The organism is Candidatus Flexicrinis affinis (assembly GCA_016716525.1).
GTDB classification, from domain to species: domain Bacteria; phylum Chloroflexota; class Anaerolineae; order Aggregatilineales; family Phototrophicaceae; genus Flexicrinis; species Flexicrinis affinis.
Genome location: JADJWE010000002.1, coordinates 160,950 through 181,378 on the forward strand (window position 1 = coordinate 160,950; position 20,429 = coordinate 181,378).

Here is a 20,429-nt window from a genome sequence, read left to right on the forward strand (position 1 = left end):
GTATGCCGGTCAAGCTGAACTCGATGCGGGTGCTCGAACAGGCGAAGATCCCGTACGAGATCCTCGAATATCCCGACATCATCAAAGACGCGGAAGAAGTGGCCGAGGCAATCGGCATTCCGTACTGGATGGTGTACAAGACGCTCGTGGTGCAGGCCGAGGGACAACCCAAGCCGATGCTGGCCGTCATCGCCAGCGAACGGCAGCTCGACCTCAAGAAGCTGGCTGCCGCGTCCGGCGTAAAGAAGATTCGCATGGCCGCGCACAAGGACGCTGAAGCCCTGACCGGCCTCAAGGTCGGCGGCATCAGCCCGTTGATGCTGCGCGACAAGAACTGGATCGTCTACCTCGACCGCCACGCCGCCGACCTCGAACACGTTGCCATCAGCGCCGGCCAACGCGGCATGCAAGTGCGCGTGCCGGTCGTGCCGCTGCTGAACCTGCTGCGCGCCCGCCTTGCCGACATAACCGTAGACGAGGAAAGCGCCTAAGACTCTATGTCTGCAGAAATCTTGACCGCCGTCCTTGGCTTGTCGTCGGGCCTGCTGTGGGGAACCGGCGACTTTTTTGGTGGGCTCGCCTCGCGCCGCATTTCGGCGTATACGGTCGTGTTCTTCGGTCAGGTCATCGGCACGTCGCTGCTGATCGCCATTGTGCTGCTGATCGGCTTGCCACTGCCGCCGGCTGGCGACCTCGCGCTTGGCGGCGTTGCGGGCATCTTCGGCACCATCGGGCTGCTGTTTTTCTACCGTGCGCTCAGCGTATCGAAGATGAGCGCCGCCGCACCAGTGACGGCCGTGTTGGCAGCCGCCATTCCGGTCATCTTCGGGTTTGCGCTCGAAGGCGTGCCTCACGTCATTCAATTCGTCGGCATGGGGCTTGCATTCGCCGCTATCGCGCTGATCGCGCGCGAAGGTGAAGGCGGCGCACCGGCCTTGTCGCAGCTGCGCTTGCCGCTGTTAGCCGGCTTCGGCTTTGGCATGTACCTCATGCTGATCGCGCGGGCAAGCAGCACGAGCGCGCTGTGGCCGATCCTGATGGGCCGCTTCGCGTCGGTCACGATGATTGGGCTGATCGGGTGGAAGTTGGGCCAACTACGCCGGCCAAACGGCGCAGAAATGCGCCTGATCGCGGCATCCGGCGTGTTCGATACGCTCGGCAACTCGCTCTATGCGCTATCGGCGCAGGTCGGACGCGACGCGGTCGCTGCCGTGCTGTCGTCACTGTACCCCGCAGCGACGGTCGCATGGGCGTGGGTGCTGCTCAAGGAACGCCTGCGCAAACACCAACTGCTCGGTGTCGCGTTCGCGCTAACCGCCGTCGTGCTGATCGCGCTCTAGCGTCAGTCGTCGAAGTTCATCGGGACATCTAGCCGGATCCACGTCCGCCCCACACGGAACAGCGACCCCGGCCGCAGCGCAACGCGCTCCTTAATCGGTTCGGCCTGCTTCTCGACGTACGTGCCGTTCCGGCTGCCCTGATCCTCCAGCCAAAACGTGATCGAGTGCGGGGTTTCGGTGTCTTCGGTGTCGGTGCCGGCCTCGTGTTTGCAGATCAGCTTGGCGTGCAGGCGCGACACCTGACTGTCGAACGGCAGGTGGATCTCGCTACCTTCGCGGCGGCCCATCGCAAGCGCACGCTCCTCTCCGGGGGCGGGCTGTGTGAACGTCAACGTCTTGCCGTCCAACGGCCCCGACATATACGTGACCGAAACCTCGCGGCGATAGCCCCGGCGTGGCGACTTATAGTTCATTCAACCGCTCCTTGCTTGCCTGATGGCGCGGATCGGCTTGCAGGGCCGACCGATAGCGGCGCTTTGCGCCCTCGATGTCGCCCATGCGCATCAGTGCCTCTCCATAGTTATACCAGAACCACGGATCGCCCGGCGCAAGCGTTGTCGCCTGTTCATAGCAACTCAGCGCCTCGTCGTAGCGTTCGAGGGCGTACAGGCTCATGCCCTTGCCGTTCCAAGCCCACGCATAGCGCGGGTCGAGCAGCAGGGCGCGTTCGTAGCTGCCGAGCGCGTCCTGATAGCGGTGCAGGCGGCGCAGCACCTGCCCGTGACGCGCCCACGCCACCGAGCTGTCAGCGGCGTAATCGATCAGCGTGGTCGCGACTTGCAGCGCCTCGTGCGCCTTGCGCATGTCCAGCAGCAGGTCGATCTGGTTGATGCGATACCACAGGTTGTTGGGGTCTTCGCGCACCGCGCGCTGATAGCTCAGCAGCGCGTCGTCGCGGCGGCGCAGCTCGCGCAGGGTCAGCGCTCGCCCGTTCCACGCCCACGCATAGCCCGGCATCACCTGTACGGCCTTGTCGAATGCAACCAGCGCGTCCTCCAGCTTGCCGAGTTTACGCAGCGCGTGGCCGCGTTTGGCCCAACTTTCCGCATGGTCGGGTCGCAAGGCAAGCGCGTGTTGAAGACTCTCGATCGCTTCCTGTGCGCGGTTGAGCGCGAGCAGTTCTTCGGCGCGGTTATACCACAGCCACGGGTCGTCCTGATTCAGTTCGAGCGCGCGGTCGAACGACTTCAACGCTTCGGCATGACGGCCGTACTCGCCGAGTGTCAGGCCGTGACCGCCCCACGCCCACGCGTCGTCCGGATCGAGGTCGATCGCCCGCGAATAGGCGACCATCGCCTCGTCCAATCGACGCAAGCGGCGCAGCGCCTGCCCGTACTTGCCCCACAGCTGACCGTTATTCGGGTCGCGCTGAAGTGCCTGTTCGAGCAGTTCGGCCGCGGTCTGATTCTTGCCGATCTGGCTGAGCAGGTCGGTTTGCTTGGTCGTGTAGAACGGATCGTCGCTGAGTTCCACCGCGCGGCGGTAGGCATCGAGCGCCTCGACGTGCTGCTCCATCGCCTCGAGCGTCGCGCCCAGCTCGCTCCATGCCGACGCCAACTGGTCGGCCAATCGGACCGCGGTGCGGCAGGCGTCTAGCGCGCGCTCGTAGTCGCCCAATTGGCGATAGGCTTTGCCCAAACGTGTCCAGAATCGCGCGCTCGCCGGGTCCATCTCGACCGACCGGCGCAGCGGTTCGATCGCCTCCGCACTGCGATCCATCAGCAGCAGCACGTTGCCTTGATTGAACAGGTACCACACGTCGTCGGGCGCTTGATCTGCAGCCTGCCGGTAACACTCAAGCGCTTCCTCGTAGCGGCCGGTCTGCTCAAGCACGACGCCGCGTCCGTTGACGGCCCACGTCAGATCAGCGTCGATCGAAAGTGCGCGATCGTACGCGCTGAGCGCCTCGTCATACCGTTTTAGATAGCGCAGCACTTGACCCAGTTTCGCCCAGCTGAGCGCATAGTTCGGGTCAAGTTCGGTGGCGCGCCGGGCCGGATCGAGCGCGTCCTGCACCTGCCCGAGGTCGATATACATCTCGGTCAGGCTGTACCAGTGCATCACGACGTTGGGCTGATAGCGCGTAGCCCGCAAGAAGCTGTTGAGCGCATCACGGGTGCGGCCGAGCATTTTCTGCGTCAGGCCGAGGCCATTGTGTGCCCACGCGTAGGTCGGGTCGAGCTTGATGGCCTGCTCGAACGCGCCAAGCGCCTCCTCGGGCCGGTCGAGCTGCCGCAGCACCTGGCCCAGCCTCGCCCAACTGGACGAGTGCGCCGGGTCGATTTCGACCGCGCGGCGCAAGGCATCCTCGGCGTCCGCCAGCCTGCCGAGGTTAAAGTACGCGCTGCCCATGTTGTGCACATACCAAACGTCCTCGGGGTGCATCTCCGACGCCTGCCGGAAGCACTCGAGCGCCTCCTCAAAGCGTCCCATGCGCTCGAGGATGACGCCCTTTCCGCTGAGCGCCCACGCATACGCCGGCTGAATCTCCAACGCGCGGTCATAGCACACCAGCGCATCTTCGTAACGTTCGAGCAGGCGCAGCGTGCGCCCCTTGCGCGCCCATGCGTAGCTCAGCCCGGGCTGCTTGGCGATCGCTTGATCGAACGCCTGAAGCGCCTGCTCATAGCGACCAAGCTCGGTCAACGAATAACCTTTGTCGACCAGTTCGCGCGCCGCCAGCGGAACGCCTTCAGGCTCGGGCATCGGCTCGCTGCCGGTGATCTCGACGGTAATGTCGCGCAGCACGTCGGCGATTTCGTCCCAAGTCTGCGGGCGTTCCTCGCGGTCCTTCTCCAAGCACCACAGCACCAACGACCGCAGCGACAGCGGAATCTTCTGCTCCATCGCCTCGTCAAACTCAGGCTGTTCTTCGAGGTGCGCGCGCTTGAGCTCCGACTTGTGGCGGTACGGGAATACGGTCTTGCCGACCAGCATTTCGTAGAGCACGCATCCGAAAGCATAGATGTCCGAGCGCAGGTCAAGCGACGGGTCGTTGATCCACTGCTCCGGGGACATATACGCATACGTGCCGACCACGGCATCGGCCCGCGTGAGGCGATCGCTCGGGTTCACGGTCGGGTCGGCGGTGATCGGGCCTTCGTCCGACGCGCTGCCATCGTTCAACACCGAGTACACCAGTCCGAAGTCGGTGACTTTGGCGGTGCCATCGTGGGTGACAAGGATGTTGGCCGGCTTGATGTCGCGGTGCACCATACCGGGGAACTTGGCGGCTGCGTGCCGCATCGCGCGTGCGATCTGTAAGGCGAAATCGACGGCGTTCTCAAGCGTCACACGCCGGTGCTTGATCCAATTGGAGAGGTCCGGACCCAGGTTCTCAGGTCCGCTGACATGCTCGAGCACGATGTGCGGACGGCCGCCCACGGTATGCACGCGGCGCGCCTGCACAATGTTCGGGTGCTTTTCGAGTTGAATCCACGTAAGGGCTTCTTTGTGGAAGCGAGTCTCGGCGCGCTTGTTGTTCCAAAACCGCCCCTGAAACGTCTTGACTGCGGCCGGCTCGTTGCGCTCGTGGTCGTAACACAAGTAGACGACGCCCATGCCGCCGTAGCGCACCGTCATCACCTCGCCCACGCCCTCGATGATCTCGCCAACACCGAAATCACGCCCGAAGTGAGCCTCGGGGGCGATATCGAGCGACGACGCCAAGTGGCTTGAAGGGGGCGGGAACGCGCTGGCTTCGGCGGTATGCGACGGGGCCGAGTCGAAACCGCGCGGCGGCAGCATATCCTGCGAGATCAGGTTGTCGACGCCAAGGTCCACGCGGGTCGCGTCTTCAGGATGCGTCGCTGGCCGGACGTCCGCGCGCGCCTGCCCCTGATGTCGGCGCTCGGCAGCTGTGACTCGATCGCGATAGATCGTCAGCATGCGGTCGATGGACGTCACATCGACGATGTGAGAGGCGTGCGGGCCGTCTAGCAGCGCCGCAGCCCACAGCGCGACCGAGATATTGCGACGTGACGGAAACTGCAGTGCCGTGGCGACTGTCCAATCCACGAAATGCGCCGCCACGGCTTCAGCCGCGGCGCGGTCTTCCGGCGTCTCTGCAACTTGCTGCGCGCGCCGGTATGCGGTCAGTGCCTTTTCGGCATACGTCGCCGACATGTGCGCGTCGTAGGCATTGAACGTCAGTTGGGCACATGCATCGCCCAGCGCAAACACGTCGTCGATGTGGCTGCGGCGCACCGCCACCCGCCCCAACCAGCGCACGTTCGCATCGGTATCGTAGACAAACGGGTCGCGCTCGTCGGCCGAATTGTCGGCATCGAGTGCGGCTGTCATAGCCGAGTCCAGCGGAAGCGGGGACCGGCCGGAAATCGGAACGTCCATCGCTTCGCCCTCCTAATGAGCGTGCTAGATTCGCAGCACGGTCTGGATAGCGAAGATGATCAGGATGACGACCAGCGGACTGATATCCATGCCGCCCATCGGGCCGACGAACTGGCGGATCGGGGCCAGCACCGGTTCGGTGATTTCGTAGATGAAGCGGACGATCGGGTTGTAGCGATCGACCTGCGGGAACCAACTGAGCAGCACCCGTGCCAACAAGACCAATTGAAAGACGTTGAGCAGCAGCCCAATCAGCGAAAGGAAAGTACCCATCTCAGATCCTTTGAACTGTGAATACGACCGGTTAGATAGCGCCCGCTAACGTTCTCCAAAGATTGCGCGACCGACGCGGACAATCGTCGCACCCTCTTCGACCGCGACCTCATAGTCGTCGGTCATTCCCATACTGAGTTCGGGCAGCGCCACGCCCAAACGCTGTTCCAATTCGCCGCGCAGCCCGGCTAAGCTGCGAAACACCGGCCTGATTTCTTCGGCGTCGTCGGCGATCGGCGCCATGGTCATCAGCCCGCGCAGGTCCAGCCCCGGAAGCGCGACGGCCTCCCGAAGCTGCGAAACCAGCGTATCCAACACCGCAGGTTCGCGCTCCCAGCCAAGCCCATCGAAACCGGACTTGCTCGTTTCGCCACTGACGTTCACCTGCGCCAGCCACGGCAAACGTGGCCCGCCGATCAGTCCGACAGCGCGATCAAGCTTCGCCGCTAGCGGCGCGTCATCGACCGAGTGCACCAGCCCGAACAGTCGCTGCCCCTGATAGGCGACCACATCGCGAGCCTTGCGGCTTTGAATATGACCGACCATGTGCCACATCGGCGGGACATCGAGTTCGGCATTCACCGCGACAATTTTGGCGTTCGCTTCTTCGACGCGATTCTCACCGAAATGACGAATACCCGCAGCGTAGGCTTCGACAACCTGCGCAGCGGGCTTCGTTTTGCTCACCGCAACGAGCGTCACGGTGGCCGAGTCGCGGCCCACGCGTTCGCACGCGCGGATGATGGTGTTTTCGACTCGCCTTACGTTGTCAGAAATCATGCCACCCGCGCTGCCTATCCGGTCTGCAGCCTGACCGGAATTATGGCACCGCGCGGGTGGACTGGCAAGATGTACCGTAGACTAGTCGCGTTCAGCCTGCAAAATGGCCCGTTTGCGGCTGGGGCCCCACTTGTAGCCGCTGATCGTACCGTCGCTCTTGACGATGCGGTGGCACGGAATAACGATTGCGGCCTTGTTCGACGCGCATGCGGACGCAACCGCGCGCACCGCTCTCGGCTCACCGATGGCCTGCGCGATTTCCGCATAGCTGCGCGTCTCGCCGCGCGGGACGGCTTGCAGCGCGCGCCATACGCGCCACTGGAATGCGGTCGCCTGCACGTCCAGCGTGACCTCAAGCGCCGCGCCATGCTCGACGTGTTCAAGTATCGCACGTACCACCGAACCCAGGTCGGCATCGGTTTCATGCTGCGCGTGCGGGAATTCGGCGTGCAGTGCCTCGTGCGCCTCGTGCACGTCTTCATACAGCCCGATGGCACACACACCGCGATCTGTCGCAGCGACGAGCATCGTCCCCAGCGGCGTCGCGACCGTCGTGCTGCGAACAGTGACCCCTACCCCGCCGCGCTTGTAGGCCGCCGGCGACATCCCCAGAGCACGCGCCCCGCCCTCGTACGTGCTGCTCGCCGAGACGAACCCGGCGTTCAACCCTGCATCCAACACGGTCGCGCCGCTGCGCAAGCCGGTCTTGAAGCGGGCGACCTTGAGCGCTTCGGCGTACTGCTTCGGTGTGACACCCAGCACGTCGCGGAAGGTGCGCTGAACGTGCTGCGGGTCGTACGCGAACTCGGCCCCGAGGTCGGCCAGCGTGGGTTCGCCGCCGTTGTCCAAATGCCCGGCAATGAAGTCGGCCACCTGCTGCGCGAGCTGCGCCTGCGGGTCGACCACATCGGCGTCGCGCGGGTGGCAGCGCTTGCAAGGGCGGAATCCGTGCTGTTCGGCCGCTGCAGGGACGGGAAAGAACGCGACGTTTTCGCGCCGGGGCTGGCGTGACTTGCACGACGGACGGCAGTATACGCCAGTCGTTGCGACGGCATAGACAAAGCTGCCATCCTGCGAACGATCGCGCGTGGCGACCGCCTCCCAACACGCTTCGGGATCAAGCTGTATCGTATTCATCATCGCACTGTTCCTTTTCCGCTCCACCGGATAGGTCCATTATCCGCCCAAAGGCGGTCGTGACGCTTCCGGCATTTGGACGTGCAATTCATGCGCTGAGCCGCGCCAGTGCCCACTGCGCATGTTCGCGAATCAGCGGGTCGGCACCATCCGCAAGCACCCGCAGCGGCGGCACGACCGTGACACTCCCGCTGTTCCCCGGCCGCGATACACGCATTTCGTACCATCCGTGCACGGTCTATGCGTTCCACCGGCGATCCGGCAAACCGGCGCTGAAAGCCGGCATCGTCCAACGTCAACAGGTCGATCAGCAGCGGCGCGGCGCGATCGTGCGAATCCGGGGCGAATGCGGATACATGCGTGATCGGGGCGAATCGCTGCCACGGGCACACGTCCTGACACACGTCGCAGCCGAATACCCAGTTACCCATATTGGGGCGCACGTCCGAAGGGATGTCGCCCTTGTGTTCGATCGTGAGATAGCTGATACACAGTCGCGCGTCGAGCACGTACGGCTTGGGAAACGCCGACGTCGGACAGGCCGTCAGGCAGCGCGTACACGTGCCGCAACCCGGCGACGGTGCCAACGGCTCGTCGTAACGGTCCGCCTGTGCGTCGGTGACGATGACCCCGAGGAAAAACGCGCTGCCCCGCCGTGGATGGATCAGCATCGTGTTTTTGCCGACGAAGCCGAACCCGGCCTGCTGCCCGTGGCTGCGTTCGAGGATCGCCCCGGTGTCGACATACCACTTGGTCGCCGGAATCCCGCCGAATGTGCCGTGCTCGAGTTCGGCCGCGACCTGCTCAAGCGCCGCGCCCATCACATCGTGATAGTCCTGCCCCCACGCGTACATGGCAATGCGGCCGCGCAGCGGATCGCGCAGCACCTCCTGCGGCGGGCCAACGGTCGTGTAATCCAGCCCGACGACGATCAGCGAGGACGCGCCAGACAAGATCACACGCAAGTCGCGTCGCCGCGCCACGCGGTCAGGGCGCGCCATGTAGCCCATCGTCCCGTGCATGCCGGCATCGATCCACGTCAGGTAGCCGTCCAATGTCGGCGACGGCACCGCTGGCACCACGCCACAGAACGAGAAGCCCAATTCTCCGGCGCGCCGTTTGATTTCGGACGACCGCAGCATCACGGTGACGAGTCGGCTTCCGACTCGTTGTCTTCGGCATCGGCGATCACGTTCGCTGCGAAGCGCAACGTCTCCGCCTCGGGATCGTCCTCGGCCAAGAAGTTATCAGGCACGTTCAGGCCGCGCTCACGCAAGAAATCGATCATGTTATCGCGCGTGGGCGCCGTTGGAGCGTCCTCAAACCGTTCGCGCAGATCGGCGAGATTGCGCACCATCCACAGGAACAGGTCAGCTTCGGTCCGGTCGGGATATTCGTCCATGATCCGGTACTTGCGCATCACGGTGACGACCGGCCGGTACACGTTGTCGTACCAGTCGGCCGCCGCGGTATCGAGGCTCACCGGCGCTTCGCGGACGTGCCCGAGGAAGTTGCGGTGGATTTCGATCAATCCCAACAGGTCGGGGTAGCGCGTCGCATCGCTCAGCCTCAGCGACTGATGATGGATGCGCGTGCTCGCCAATCCCGTTTCGTTGCGGAACGCCGAATACGCCGCCGCTTCGTCGATATCGCGCTCGCTCATGCCGGCATGGAACGGCACCGGCGTCGAGAGTTCTGTCACGTGCGCTTGGATGGTCTTGGCGCCGAGCTGTTTGGCGACCGACACGCGGTGGTTGCCGTCACGCACGAAATACACGTCACCAACCCGATATACTTCGATCGGTGGCAAGCCCATCTGTCCACTGGCGGCGGCATACACTCTGCTCCAGCGGTCTTGGCTGACGTTATGACGGGGCAGAAACGAACTGTTGAAGTCGCGGTATCGTCCGACGCTCCCCTTGATTTGATCGATCGGGATATCGTGCAGTCCCCGATAGCTTTCCTCGCGCAGATGCAGCTTGGCGCGGATCTCGTCAAAGCTCAGAAGCTCGGCGGATTTGCCGCGGAGCAGCCCGAATATGTCCTGCCAGAACGCGCGGCTACGCGCGCTTTGATATTTCTGTATACCGTCAACCAGATTCGCCCGAAAGCTCTGATCTTCGGACATTCAGTCTCCTTGAGACTAGAGACGTCATCTAGAAGTGTATGCCGCATAAAGATTGCGGGCAATAGGCATTCGTCACCCCTTCACCACCGGTAAACATGGCACATATACACGATTGACAACCGCTCACCGGTCTGCCAGCGCGATCCGGGCGAGACTGGTATAATCTTGCGCAGTGGCCGCGGGCCGGGGGTCTATCGTTTGGACGAAATGCCAGATTTCCCAGAGATTGAATTGAAGGAACGGTGCCGCCAGTTCCTCGCCGATGCCGCCAGCGAAGCGAATCGCATGGCGCACGACTATATCGGGGTCGAGCATGTGTTTATTGCCATGACTCGCGGTGACACCAGCCTGACGAGCAGTCATCTCATCAAAGCCGGGCTTTCCCCGCGCGAGGTGCGCAACGCGATCAAGACCGAAGTGCGCAACGGCGACGGGCCAACCGTGGGTGAACACAAGCTGACACCGCGCCTCAAGATGGTCATGTCGATCGCGGTGATGCATGCCGAACAAGCCGCCAAGTTCCACCCGACCGACTATCACATGCTCACGGCCGTATTGCAGGAAGGCGAAAGTGTGGTCGTCCGCAAGCTGGTCGAGCTAGGCCTCGACGTCAATGCGATGCTGGCCGATCTGGTCGCCAATCCCGAAGACGGCGGCGACGAGGGCGGTGATGGGGGCACAATTCGCAGCCTGCTGCGCCGCTTCGGCCAAAGCGATGACGACTTCGACCCGTTCGACGGCCCGGACGATTTCTTCGGTGACGAGGACGTCGAAGAGCTGCTCGCCTCTGCATCGGCGGGCATCCGTGCGACGCCGACCCCGCTGCTAGACAAGTACGGCCGTGACCTGATCGCGCAAGCGCGCGCCGGCAAGATCGGCCCGGCAATTGCGCGCGAGGCTGAAATCCGCGCGATTGCGCGCACGCTCAGCCGCAGTAAGAAGAACAACCCGCTGCTGGTCGGCGATGCTGGTGTCGGCAAAACGGCCGTCGTCGAAGGTCTCGCCTATGCGATCCAGTCGGGCAGTGCGCCGGCATCCCTGCTCAAATGGCGCATCGTGCAGATCGAGATCGGCGCGCTGGTCGCCGGCACGAGCCTGCGCGGCCAGTTCGAGGAACGCCTTCTCGGCATACTCGAGGAAGCGAACAACAGTGGCAACGTGATCCTGTTCATCGACGAAATTCACACCATCGTCGGCGCGGGCGAGACGATCGACAGCAACCTCGACGCGGCCAACATTCTCAAGCCGGCGCTGGCACGAGGCGAACTGATTTGCATCGGCGCGACAACCCACGAGGAATACCGCCGCGCGATCGCCCGCGATCCAGCGCTTGAGCGCCGCTTCCGCGTGATCGACATCGCGGAGCCCAGTATCGAGGACAGCGTGCAGGTGCTGGTCGGCCAGCAGGCTCGGCTCGAAACGCATCACGGCGTGGTGATTCTCCCCGAAGCCATCGACTCCGCTGTCACCATGTCGGTGCGCTACCTGACCGATCGGCGCCTCCCAGATAAGGCGCTCGATTTGCTGGATGAGGCGTGCACGCGGGTCATCATTCGCACCCGCGATCCCGAGATCGAAAGCAGCACGGTCAACGAAGTCCATGCCGACGACGTCGCCCACGTCCTCAGCGAGTGGACAGGCATCCCGCTGACCGAACTCACGCGCGACGAACGGCTTCGTCTCGCCCACCTCGAAGACGAACTGCTCGAGCGCGTAATCGGTCAGGACAAGGCAGTCATCACCGTCGCCGATGCGATCAAGACCGCGCGCGCCGGCCTCAGCAACCCGAACCGGCCAATCGGCGTGTTCCTATTCCTCGGCCCGTCCGGCGTCGGCAAGACCGAACTGGCCCGCGCGCTGGCGCTGGCATTGTTCGGCAGCGAAGAAGCTATGCTGCGCCTCGATATGTCCGAGTTCCACGATGCCCATACGGCCGCGCGGCTGATCGGCTCGCCCCCCGGCTATAAGGACGCGAACCGGGGTGGTCAACTCACCGAAGGTCTGCGCAGGCGGCCGTTCTCGGTCGTGCTGCTGGACGAGATTGAGAAAGCCGCGCCGGAGGTCTTCGACCTATTCTTGCAGGTGTTCGACGAAGGACGGCTGTCCGACGCGCACGGGCGGCGCATTGACTGCCGGCACTCCGTGTTCATCATGACCAGCAATATCGGGACGCTCGAAGGCGCGCGCAGCGACCTCGGCTTCCGGTCCGGCGACCCGCAGCTCACGCGCGACTTCCGCGCTTATCTGGGCAAGCACTTCCGGCCGGAGTTTATCAACCGGCTTGACGAGATCATCACGTTCAGCGCGCTCAGCCGTGACACGCTGCACCGCATCCTCCAGAAGCATTTGCACGAGGTTCAGGAGCGCATCAGTCAGCAGAAGCTGTCGCTCGTGCTGACCGAGGGAGCGCAGGAAGCGGTGTTGGACGCGGGCTACGATCCGGCCAACGGCGCGCGCCCGCTGCAGAGAGCGATCGAGCGCATGCTCACGCGCCCCTTGAGCAACTTCATCCTCGTCAACACGCTGGACCCGGAAACGACGATTGTCGGGGAACTCGATCCGGACAATCCGCACCGGATCGTCTTCGGTGTCCCGCAGCCCGTCGAACCAACCGAGGACGAAACGCTCAAAGATGACGCGTCGGTACCCGGCGGTTCCGGCGGAAACTAGCGCCTATTCGCTTGGCAGGTCGAATTCAAGTCCCTGCGACCGGACGAACGCCTCCAGCCCTTCTACGCCCAGCGCCGGTACCCGGAATACGCGGTACTGCTCGTTGTTCAACCACGGCGTGTCTTGGCGTGTGTTCACGATGCGGTCGCGCCCTTCGGGGAACCAGCGCTCAAGCAGCATCGTTGTGCCCGTGTCCTCAACCGCATACATGAACATGAGGTCGCGCGAGGGGTCGAGCTTGAACTTGCCTTCGCGCAGCGCCGCGTCCTGAATCCGCGCCGGCACGTCGCGCGGCGGGATGTCGCCGTTCGGGAACTCGCCGGGGACGAGGCCGGCGTCCATCGCCACACCGCGATAGTCGAAGAAGTTGGCCGCAGCAAGGATAAACGCGTTGCCCCATGCGCCGTCGCTTTCGGCAAACCCGCGCAAGAATTGTCCCGCCTCGCGTTGGGGCGACCACGAGTTCTGGTAGAAGTCGTTGTACGGGCCGAACAGCACGGTGTTCGCCCAGCTCAGGCTGTTGAGCGCAAACAGGCCGATCACGGCGACAGACAGGACGCCCGCGGCCCCGCGCGGCGCAACCCGCCGCAGCGCGCTGACTAGCGCGACGGCGCCAAACGCGGCGAACAGGTATGCGGTCGGCATCGCACCGCTGGCGCGCGTGCTGCTAGGGTTCTCGACCGGGTTTGAGACAGCCACCGCCGAGGGCACCAACATCAGCAGCAGCACGACGATCAAGAACGCCGAGGCGTACTCTTTCGACCGAATCGTCCACATGCCGAACGCCCCCAACCCGACGAGAAACAACGCGCCGGTGAGCGGATCGAAGGCTGGATAGTTCGGCGCGTTGTGGAACCACGCCACGTCACCGCGGTACGTAAACATGCCCATTGCGCGGACGAAGTTGTTCCCCAACTGCGGCAGGTTGCCGACCAGCGCGGATGCCCGCTCACCGATCGTCGCCTGCCGGCTGACGATCGAGCCGTCCTCCAGTGTCTCGGTGATGATGTCGTCGCCCAACAGCCGGCCAGACGCACGCCGCCAGAATTCCTCGGGATGCTCGTTGGAGTACCGGAACAACGGCACGAAAAACGCGAACGACACGAACGCAATCACAATCAAGTTGAACATTACCGCACGCCGCTCGGCCCAACTGCGTGCGATGACTACTACCGCAAACGCCGCCGCGAACACGGCGATCACCGGCAGCATGCGCAGCGCCTGATACGCATACAAGCCAAAGCCGAGCGTCAGGCCGGCCATGACAGCGTCCTCGCGCCGGTTGAAGCGCATGAGCCGGATGACAAACATCAGGAACACCGCCGTCACCATCGGCGTGAGGATGATGCGCAGGCTGACGCGCGTTACGGCGAGGTGCCAGTAGCCGACGGCGACGAACAGCGCCGCCGCAAGCCCGAGCAGCGTGCCGAGCCGTTCATCCTTTGCCCCGATCACAACACGCCCAAGCAGGAAGAAGAGCGGGATGCTCAACAGGCTTTCGAGCGCGCTGGCGATCTTGAGATGGGCGAAGCTCAGCGTCTGCCCGCTCAACGAGCCAAGCGCCGCGACGAAATACATCTGGAACGGCTCGCGTCCACCGTTGTTGGCAAAAAATATGTCGCGGCTGCCCTCTAGCACGTTTTGCGCATCGAGCAGCTTCTCGACGTGGTCACTTGTCATTTCGGCGGGTAGAGCGCTCAGGCCGTTGAAGCGCGCGTAGACACCGATCACCACGATGAACGCCAGCAGCAGCGCGATCCACGGCTCGCGACGCGGAAAATCGCGGATTGCGACAAGCCCGCGGCGCACCGCACCCATCGGCTGCGCGTCCTGCGGCGTGAAGGCCAATGCGGCGGCCGCAATCGCCAGCGCCCAACACAGTGCGCCGACCGCGGAGAACTGGTTGTCGGAATTAAGAATGTACGCGCCAAACATCAGCGGAAGCGACACGATCAGCGGCGCGAGCCGCACGCCCATTGCGGCGCTGATCGGCATGACCGGATCAATCTCCGCGGACTGCGCCTGCCCGATGCGCAGTGCCGCCGCGCCGAGCACGATCGCCGCGATCCACCACGGGAGCGCCGCCCCGGCCGGCACGTCGCGCAGCAGCCCGAGTCGAAACGAATCGTTGGGCTGGTACACCACAGACGTCCCGATGAACGCAAGGACAACTGCCACGACCAGCATGCCGACCCGGATCAGGTCGAGCCGAGCCGCCGGACTCAGGACACTCTCCCCCGCTTCCTGCCGCGAGGTACGCACCGGTGTGCGCCGCGGGCGCGGTTCGGCGACGCGCGGCTCCGGGCTGGCGATCGCGGCGAGGTTGCGCGCCGTCGCACGTGGGCGTCGAAGCAAATCGCCCAGCGCCTCCGACAAGGTTAATTCCTCGAAGTCGCGTTCGGTTTCTGCCGGCGTAGAATCGTTCTGCCGTTCGTCATTCATGCCCTATCACTCCGAGGCGTCGCGCGCCAGCGCCCTCACTCTGTGCTGACGACGTTCTGCGCGCGCAAAAAGTCGAGAAATCCTTGCTGTCCCAACGCCGGGACGCGAAACGTAATCACCGGCTCGGACGACTCGTAGCGGGTCCCGACGCGCGTCCACAGCGGTTCTACCTTCCCCTCTGGGAACCAGTTTACCAGCGAATGCAGGCCGGAGACACTCTCGTATGACAATACAAATAGCACGTCCTGATCCGGATCGTACCGCGAAATGCCGCTGTCCTGCGAGTTGGCATACAGCCACGCGGGAATGTCTGCTAAAAGGACGTTGTTGTTGGGAAAGTGTCCGGGCGGCAGGCCGGCTTGGATCATGACGGCCCGGTAGTCCAGATGGTGCGGAAAGTGGACGAGGTAGGCGTTGCCCCACGTACCCGCTTCGTCGGCGAATTCCCGCATATACCGGCCAACCTCAGCGGTCGACACCGCCAGCCCCTGATTGGCCGCCGCGTATGCCGTCGAAACGACCGTCCATGCGTGACTCGCCATCAAGACCGCGACCAGCGCGGGGACGCCGATCCGCACAGCGGTCCTCAGTGCGGCCGGCAAGGCAGCGGCAAGCGTACGCACCGTTGTCAACAAGCCGAACGCGATCGCCGCGTACAGCACCGGCATCGCGCCGGTCGTACGGATGCTGTTGGGCACCTCATCCAACCGGGCGAAGGTCGCCACGCCCGGCATCAACATGATTAAGAAAGCAAGCGCGAGAAACACGGCGATCGGATCGCGCCTTCGGACGATCAACGCCGCGCCGGCGCCTACACCGGCCAGCATCAGCGCCACCCCTGCCGAATCGACCACCGGATACCCCGGTGCGTTGTACACCGCGAACGTGTCGCCCCGATACGGAAACATCAGCAGGGTGCGCCACAAATTGCCGGCCAGTACTTGCACCGGGTTGTCCTCGGCACAGCGCCCCGTACCGCCGTCAATGCAGCCGGTCTCGGCCCCCAGCACGATTGCGTTGAACCGGAACCAGAACGCGGCCGGGTCGTGCGTGACATAGCGCAGCAGCGGCAGGCAGACGGCCGCCGTCATCACCGCCGCGGCGATCAGATTCGCCAGGTAGCGCCTTCGTTCACCCGCCCCGTGCCGCGTCCACACAGCGCCGATGAAGCACGCCGCAATCACCAGCGCCGGAGCGACCCGCATCGCCTGATAGCTGTACAGCCCCACGCCCAACAGCAGACCGGCGACGAGCGCGTCCTGACGCCGGTTATGTCGGATGACGCGGATCAGCGACCACAACAAGAGCGCGGTCAGCGGCGGCATGAGCAGCGGGCGCAGGGTCATCCGCGTCAAGACGACGTACCACGTCCCTATCGCCCCGGCCAGCGCCAGCATCAGTCCGAAGTCGCGCGCGCGGCGAGACCGGCCCCCGACGATTTCGACCCCGAGGCCGTAGAACGCGAGTATGCCCACAACGCCCTCGATCACGGCTGTGAGCTTGAGGGTAGAGAAATTCGCGCCGCCGGTCAGGGGAGTCACCAGCGCGTTGAGGTACAGATGCAGCGGCTCGCGGCCCCCGTTGTTGGCAAAGTAGATGTCGCGCCGGCCGTCGAGTATCTGCTGGACGTTGAGCAGATTCTCGATCTGGTCCGGGACGAGTTCGGGCGGGATGGCCGGCAGCTGCAGCGACCTCACCACGACGCCCAGCGCGACGATGCCCACGAGGGTCAATGCCGTGTACGGGCGCCGGCGCGGGAACGCGATCAGGGAGGACACGCCGTTTCGCAGCGGGGATGCCCCAGCGGGCATCAAAGCGGCGGTCAGTATAGCCAACCCGACGATCCAGCTTGCCACGCCGAGCGGCGTGAACGCCTTGTTGGTTTGCAGGGCATAGCCGCCGATCAGCGGAAGCACAGCGGCGGCGATCCATCGCCAACGCACCGGGGACGTCACAAGGTCGACCCTCCGCGGCATCGCTGGGAGGCCGTCGCATACCAAGCGCATATGCAAGCGCGCCGAGCGCCAACGCCGCACCCCAATACGGCAGCGCGCGCTCGACCGGCACGGCGATCATCTCGCCCCACTGGCCGCTTATCTTGTTCGGCGCAAAGACCTGCCAGAAGCCGTGCTGTCCACAGAAGAGCGCCGCGATCCACAGCGCAAGCCGGACATACCCGGCCAAATCGGCAGCACGAGGACGGTTGGCGGCATGACGCATCGCCGTTCCTACTTGGTCGGCTTGCGTGCTTTCAGGGCGAGGTTTACGGTCGAACGGCCGGGAGGTTCGTCCAGCACGTTGCGGCGGTCGAACCAGTTGAACGCCGCGAGGCCCATCCGGATCGGGTTGTACCACGGCGCGTCGGGCTGATCGAACTGCGTGCGATCGGCGGTCTGCGCCATGGCCTTCGGCAGCGCGCCGCGTTCCAACAGCGGTTTGCCGAACCCGTACACCAGATTGTGGATGAACGGGAAGCTGTGGTGCGTGAACGCGCGTTCGTGTTCGACATCAAAGCCCGCGCCCAGCGCCGCGCTTCGAAGCTGCTCCGGCGTATAGAGGCGCACATGATTGGCCCAAATGCCGGCGAACGGCCCGTGCTGAATGTGCGTCTTGAACACCGATTCGAGCGACTTGTTGATCGGGTCCCACCAGAAGGGGTAATTGGCGTGCGGCACGGTGATGACCGCCACGCCGCCCGGCTTGAGCACCCGCAGCGCTTCTTTCAGCCCGCCCACGTCGTCGTCGATGTGTTCGAGGACTTCTGACAGAATCACGGCGTCGAACGTCTCGTCGGGAAACGGCAGACCGTAAATGTTGGCGCGTACCAGCGAGATGCCCGGCAGGTGGCCGATGTTGCGCTGCGCCTTCTCAATCACCTCGGCGTCGAGGTCGGCGCCGACCAGCCGCGCCTTGCTGACATACCGCAGCATGTTGAGGTAAAAGCCGCGCCCGCACGGCATATCGAGGATCACCATGTCGTCGCGCGGTTCGACCCACTCGAACACCGTCTCGACACGCTTCTTGAAAGCCATGTCGGCCTCGTTGCGCGTCATGTAGCGGATGACGTCCTTATCGACCATCGACCGCGTACTCCCGGAATGTTTGCTCGTACTGGTCCACGGTCTCCTCAAACGAGAAGATCGCGTTAATCTCATCGTACGGCTTGACGAACGACTCCGGATGCGCCAGCACGCGGTTAATCGCCTTGCCAAACCCCTCGGGATTGCCCTTCGGCGCCAGCAGCCCCATCCCCGTCACGCTGACCGGCACGCGGCCGCCCGGTGTGTCGGTCATTACGACCGGCGTGCCGCACAACATGGCCTCGACCTGCACCAGCGCGAAGCACTCCGAATCGCTCGGCAGGGCCAGCACGTCGATAGCGGCGAAGAAATCGGCCATGAACTGCATGTCGTCCTTGAGGCCGAGGAAGATGAGATGTTCGCGGTACTTGTCTACGATCGGCTTGTATAGATCCCACGTGCTCTCGTACGGAATATCGTACTGACCGGCGAACACGATGCGCGCGTTGGGGTGCTCCTTGTGAATCTCGTCCAGCGCGCGGATCAGTACATCGGGTCGCTTCTCCTGTACGAACCGGCCCGCATAGCCGATCAACGGCGCGCCGTCGGGCGACCACTCGGCGCGGAGCTGTGCGGCGCGTTCGGGGTTCGGCGCCGGCATCGTGATCGGCGGATAGATCGGCCGGACCTTTTTGCGCACCGGCGCGAGGTAGTACGAGTTGTTGGCGTAATCTTCCGAATACGCGATCACGGTTGGCGCGCGCCACGCCATGAAGCGGTAGAACGCGAACATCACCACCGTGATGACCCGGTTGAGAATACCCGCCGGCAGAATCAGATCGCCGTGATGAGTCGGCACGATCCGACGTCCGGTCAACAGGCCGAGCACGCTCAGCAGCGCCGTCTCAAGCATCGGCGTATGGATGCTGACGACGTCGTGCTGGCGCATCAGCTTGTACGCGGCCCAGGGGTACGCTGGCATGTACATGCCGCGGCTGACGGCGAAGGGCAGCGGCGCCAGGCGAACGATACGCACGCCGTTGATCGTTTCGTCGCGTTCGAGTTCGAGCTTGTGGCGAGCGCACAACACCGTGACACTATGCCCGCGCCGCACCAACTCTTCAGCAATACGCTGGATGTAAAGCTGCATTCCGGTCCGGTGCGGCAGGTAATACAGCAGGCAGATGAGGATATTGAGTTTGCGTTCGTTCATGCCACTTCCGCGGGGGGAGAGGCTTGTTGCTCAGCCCGCTGTGTGATCTGGCCAAGCGACACGCCCTCAGCCATCATGCCAATGATGCCCAGAATTCCGTTCACGCCGAGGTTTGTGGCGTGGACGACGATTGCAAAGGCGGTGCCTGCCGCCAGTCCCTCCGGCGTCGACGTGTACCCGAGGGCGCTCAACGCCAACAGGATCGAGCCTTCATACGGCCCGACATTCCCGGGCACCGCCGGCAGCGCCACTGCAAACGACGCCGACGCGATGAACAGCAGCGTTGCGACTGCGTCCGCCTCCGGATAGATCACGAGCATCAACGCCATGCCCGTGAGGAACGACAGGCCCCAACTGATCGCCGTCCACAACAGTGCCGACAACAGCGAGCCGATTCGGGCGATCGGCTGCAACCCGTTGAGCAAATGGTCGAACATCGTGCGCAGGCGTGGGCGCAGCGGGCTGTCTTTCAGGACCGGCAGCCGGCTGGTCACCGCTTCGAACAGCGTGGTCGCCCAACCCCGCTTGGCCGCAAGCAGCACCAGAAACAGGAAACCGCCCAGCGCCAAAATCGTCGTGATTACGCCAGTCGTGCGCAGTGCGTCCGGAACTGGACCCACAGCCAGACCGATCGCCAGAAACACTGCGACGGCCAACAGGTCTAGCAGGCGCTCGACCACGATCGTGCTGGCCGTATGGAAGAACGGCACACCGTCATCGCCGCGGCTCGCCAGCCACGCCCGCGCGACTTCGCCTAAGCGCATCGGCAGCACGGCGTTGAGCATATAGGCGATGTTCATCACGTGGAACGTGCGAGACATGCCCAGTCCGTCGCCAAGCAGCACACGCCAGCGGATTGCCCGGGTGTACAAGCCCAGCGCGGCAAGCAGCGCGGCGGGGATCACCCACGCGTAATTAGCCGTCCGCAGCGATTCCCACAGCAGGGCAAGGTCGATCTGCCGCGCGATCAACACGATGACGACGCCGCTGACCAACGCGCCCAGCGCCAATACGCGCCAATGTCGTCTCAAAGGGGACACTCCTCACCGAAAACCGCGTTATTATAGCATGCGTGC

Annotated in this window: 15 protein-coding genes; 3 read left to right on the forward strand and 12 right to left on the reverse strand. The window is 64.0% G+C overall.

Translation table 11 applies throughout. The annotated features are described in order from the left end of the window. Positions 1-2 precede the first annotated feature (2 nt). Together IPM16_09880 and IPM16_09885 are read left to right on the forward strand one after the other, a co-directional pair. Entirely contained in the window at positions 3-491 is a 489-nt protein-coding gene (locus IPM16_09880; GenBank protein ID MBK9123412.1) for an aminoacyl-tRNA deacylase, read from the forward strand. A 6-nt stretch (positions 492-497) separates the two neighbouring features. Continuing rightward, positions 498-1,340 (forward strand): DMT family transporter, encoded by an 843-nt coding sequence (locus tag IPM16_09885; GenBank protein MBK9123413.1) that lies wholly within the window; start codon positions 498-500, stop codon positions 1,338-1,340. Between the two features lie 2 nt (positions 1,341-1,342). On the opposite strand, the gene IPM16_09890 is transcribed toward IPM16_09885, so the two are convergent. The 7 genes from IPM16_09890 to IPM16_09920 all read right to left on the reverse strand — a co-directional run bounded on the left by IPM16_09890 (position 1,343) and on the right by IPM16_09920 (position 10,008). Beyond that, the gene (locus tag IPM16_09890) at positions 1,343-1,753 is read right to left on the reverse strand and encodes an FHA domain-containing protein (protein MBK9123414.1); all 411 of its coding nucleotides are present in this window, start codon (positions 1,751-1,753) and stop codon (positions 1,343-1,345) included. Beyond that, positions 1,743-5,690, reverse strand: a complete 3,948-nt coding sequence (locus IPM16_09895; protein MBK9123415.1) for a tetratricopeptide repeat protein — start codon at positions 5,688-5,690, stop codon at positions 1,743-1,745. The genes IPM16_09890 and IPM16_09895 overlap by 11 nt, the downstream gene beginning before the upstream one ends. A 24-nt stretch (positions 5,691-5,714) precedes the next feature. Further along, positions 5,715-5,963 (reverse strand): YggT family protein, encoded by a 249-nt coding sequence (locus tag IPM16_09900; GenBank protein MBK9123416.1) that lies wholly within the window; start codon positions 5,961-5,963, stop codon positions 5,715-5,717. Between the two features lie 45 nt (positions 5,964-6,008). Further along, on the reverse strand, positions 6,009-6,743 hold the full coding sequence (locus tag IPM16_09905) for a YggS family pyridoxal phosphate-dependent enzyme (protein ID MBK9123417.1): 735 nt from the start codon (positions 6,741-6,743) through the stop codon (positions 6,009-6,011). Positions 6,744-6,824: 81 nt separating this feature from the next. Then, positions 6,825-7,883: a bifunctional DNA-binding transcriptional regulator/O6-methylguanine-DNA methyltransferase Ada gene (gene ada, locus IPM16_09910; GenBank protein MBK9123418.1), complete on the reverse strand. Its 1,059-nt coding sequence runs from the start codon at positions 7,881-7,883 to the stop codon at positions 6,825-6,827. Beyond that, on the reverse strand, positions 7,880-9,022 hold the full coding sequence (queG, locus tag IPM16_09915) for a tRNA epoxyqueuosine(34) reductase QueG (GenBank protein MBK9123419.1): 1,143 nt from the start codon (positions 9,020-9,022) through the stop codon (positions 7,880-7,882). Before queG ends, ada begins: the two co-directional genes overlap by 4 nt. Beyond that, the gene (locus tag IPM16_09920) at positions 9,022-10,008 is read right to left on the reverse strand and encodes a hypothetical protein (GenBank protein MBK9123420.1); all 987 of its coding nucleotides are present in this window, start codon (positions 10,006-10,008) and stop codon (positions 9,022-9,024) included. Before IPM16_09920 ends, queG begins: the two co-directional genes overlap by 1 nt. Positions 10,009-10,215: 207 nt before the next feature. Between IPM16_09920 and IPM16_09925 the strand changes: the two genes are divergently transcribed. Next, entirely contained in the window at positions 10,216-12,678 is a 2,463-nt protein-coding gene (locus IPM16_09925; protein MBK9123421.1) for an ATP-dependent Clp protease ATP-binding subunit, read from the forward strand. Positions 12,679-12,681: 3 nt separating this feature from the next. On the opposite strand, the gene IPM16_09930 is transcribed toward IPM16_09925, so the two are convergent. From IPM16_09930 to IPM16_09950, 5 genes are all read right to left on the reverse strand, one after another. Beyond that, positions 12,682-15,120, reverse strand: a complete 2,439-nt coding sequence (locus IPM16_09930) for a hypothetical protein (GenBank protein MBK9123422.1) — start codon at positions 15,118-15,120, stop codon at positions 12,682-12,684. 35 nt (positions 15,121-15,155) lie between these two features. After that, positions 15,156-17,075 carry a glycosyltransferase family 39 protein gene (locus IPM16_09935; protein ID MBK9123423.1) on the reverse strand — a complete coding sequence of 640 codons (1,920 nt, stop codon included), beginning with the start codon at positions 17,073-17,075 and terminating at the stop codon, positions 15,156-15,158. 273 nt (positions 17,076-17,348) lie between these two features. After that, positions 17,349-18,200, reverse strand: coding sequence for a class I SAM-dependent methyltransferase (locus IPM16_09940; GenBank protein ID MBK9123424.1), 852 nt, complete (start codon positions 18,198-18,200; stop codon positions 17,349-17,351). Next, positions 18,190-19,353, reverse strand: a complete 1,164-nt coding sequence (locus IPM16_09945) for a glycosyltransferase family 4 protein (GenBank protein ID MBK9123425.1) — start codon at positions 19,351-19,353, stop codon at positions 18,190-18,192. Before IPM16_09945 ends, IPM16_09940 begins: the two co-directional genes overlap by 11 nt. After that, positions 19,350-20,384, reverse strand: a complete 1,035-nt coding sequence (locus IPM16_09950) for a flippase-like domain-containing protein (protein MBK9123426.1) — start codon at positions 20,382-20,384, stop codon at positions 19,350-19,352. Before IPM16_09950 ends, IPM16_09945 begins: the two co-directional genes overlap by 4 nt. Positions 20,385-20,429 lie beyond the last annotated feature (45 nt).

What these genes read in the sequence shown, in the direction of transcription:
- IPM16_09880 (MBK9123412.1), top strand. Translation starts at nt 3, where the DNA reads ATGCCGGTCAAGCTGAACTCGATGCGGGTGCTCGAACAGGCGAAGATC.
- IPM16_09885 (MBK9123413.1), top strand. Translation starts at nt 498, where the DNA reads ATGTCTGCAGAAATCTTGACCGCCGTCCTTGGCTTGTCGTCGGGCCTG.
- IPM16_09890 (MBK9123414.1), bottom strand. Translation starts at nt 1,753, where the DNA reads ATGAACTATAAGTCGCCACGCCGGGGCTATCGCCGCGAGGTTTCGGTC.
- IPM16_09895 (MBK9123415.1), bottom strand. Translation starts at nt 5,690, where the DNA reads ATGGACGTTCCGATTTCCGGCCGGTCCCCGCTTCCGCTGGACTCGGCT.
- IPM16_09900 (MBK9123416.1), bottom strand. Translation starts at nt 5,963, where the DNA reads ATGGGTACTTTCCTTTCGCTGATTGGGCTGCTGCTCAACGTCTTTCAA.
- IPM16_09905 (MBK9123417.1), bottom strand. Translation starts at nt 6,743, where the DNA reads ATGATTTCTGACAACGTAAGGCGAGTCGAAAACACCATCATCCGCGCG.
- ada (MBK9123418.1), bottom strand. Translation starts at nt 7,883, where the DNA reads ATGATGAATACGATACAGCTTGATCCCGAAGCGTGTTGGGAGGCGGTC.
- queG (MBK9123419.1), bottom strand. Translation starts at nt 9,022, where the DNA reads ATGCTGCGGTCGTCCGAAATCAAACGGCGCGCCGGAGAATTGGGCTTC.
- IPM16_09920 (MBK9123420.1), bottom strand. Translation starts at nt 10,008, where the DNA reads ATGTCCGAAGATCAGAGCTTTCGGGCGAATCTGGTTGACGGTATACAG.
- IPM16_09925 (MBK9123421.1), top strand. Translation starts at nt 10,216, where the DNA reads ATGCCAGATTTCCCAGAGATTGAATTGAAGGAACGGTGCCGCCAGTTC.
- IPM16_09930 (MBK9123422.1), bottom strand. Translation starts at nt 15,120, where the DNA reads ATGAATGACGAACGGCAGAACGATTCTACGCCGGCAGAAACCGAACGC.
- IPM16_09940 (MBK9123424.1), bottom strand. Translation starts at nt 18,200, where the DNA reads ATGGTCGATAAGGACGTCATCCGCTACATGACGCGCAACGAGGCCGAC.
- IPM16_09945 (MBK9123425.1), bottom strand. Translation starts at nt 19,353, where the DNA reads ATGAACGAACGCAAACTCAATATCCTCATCTGCCTGCTGTATTACCTG.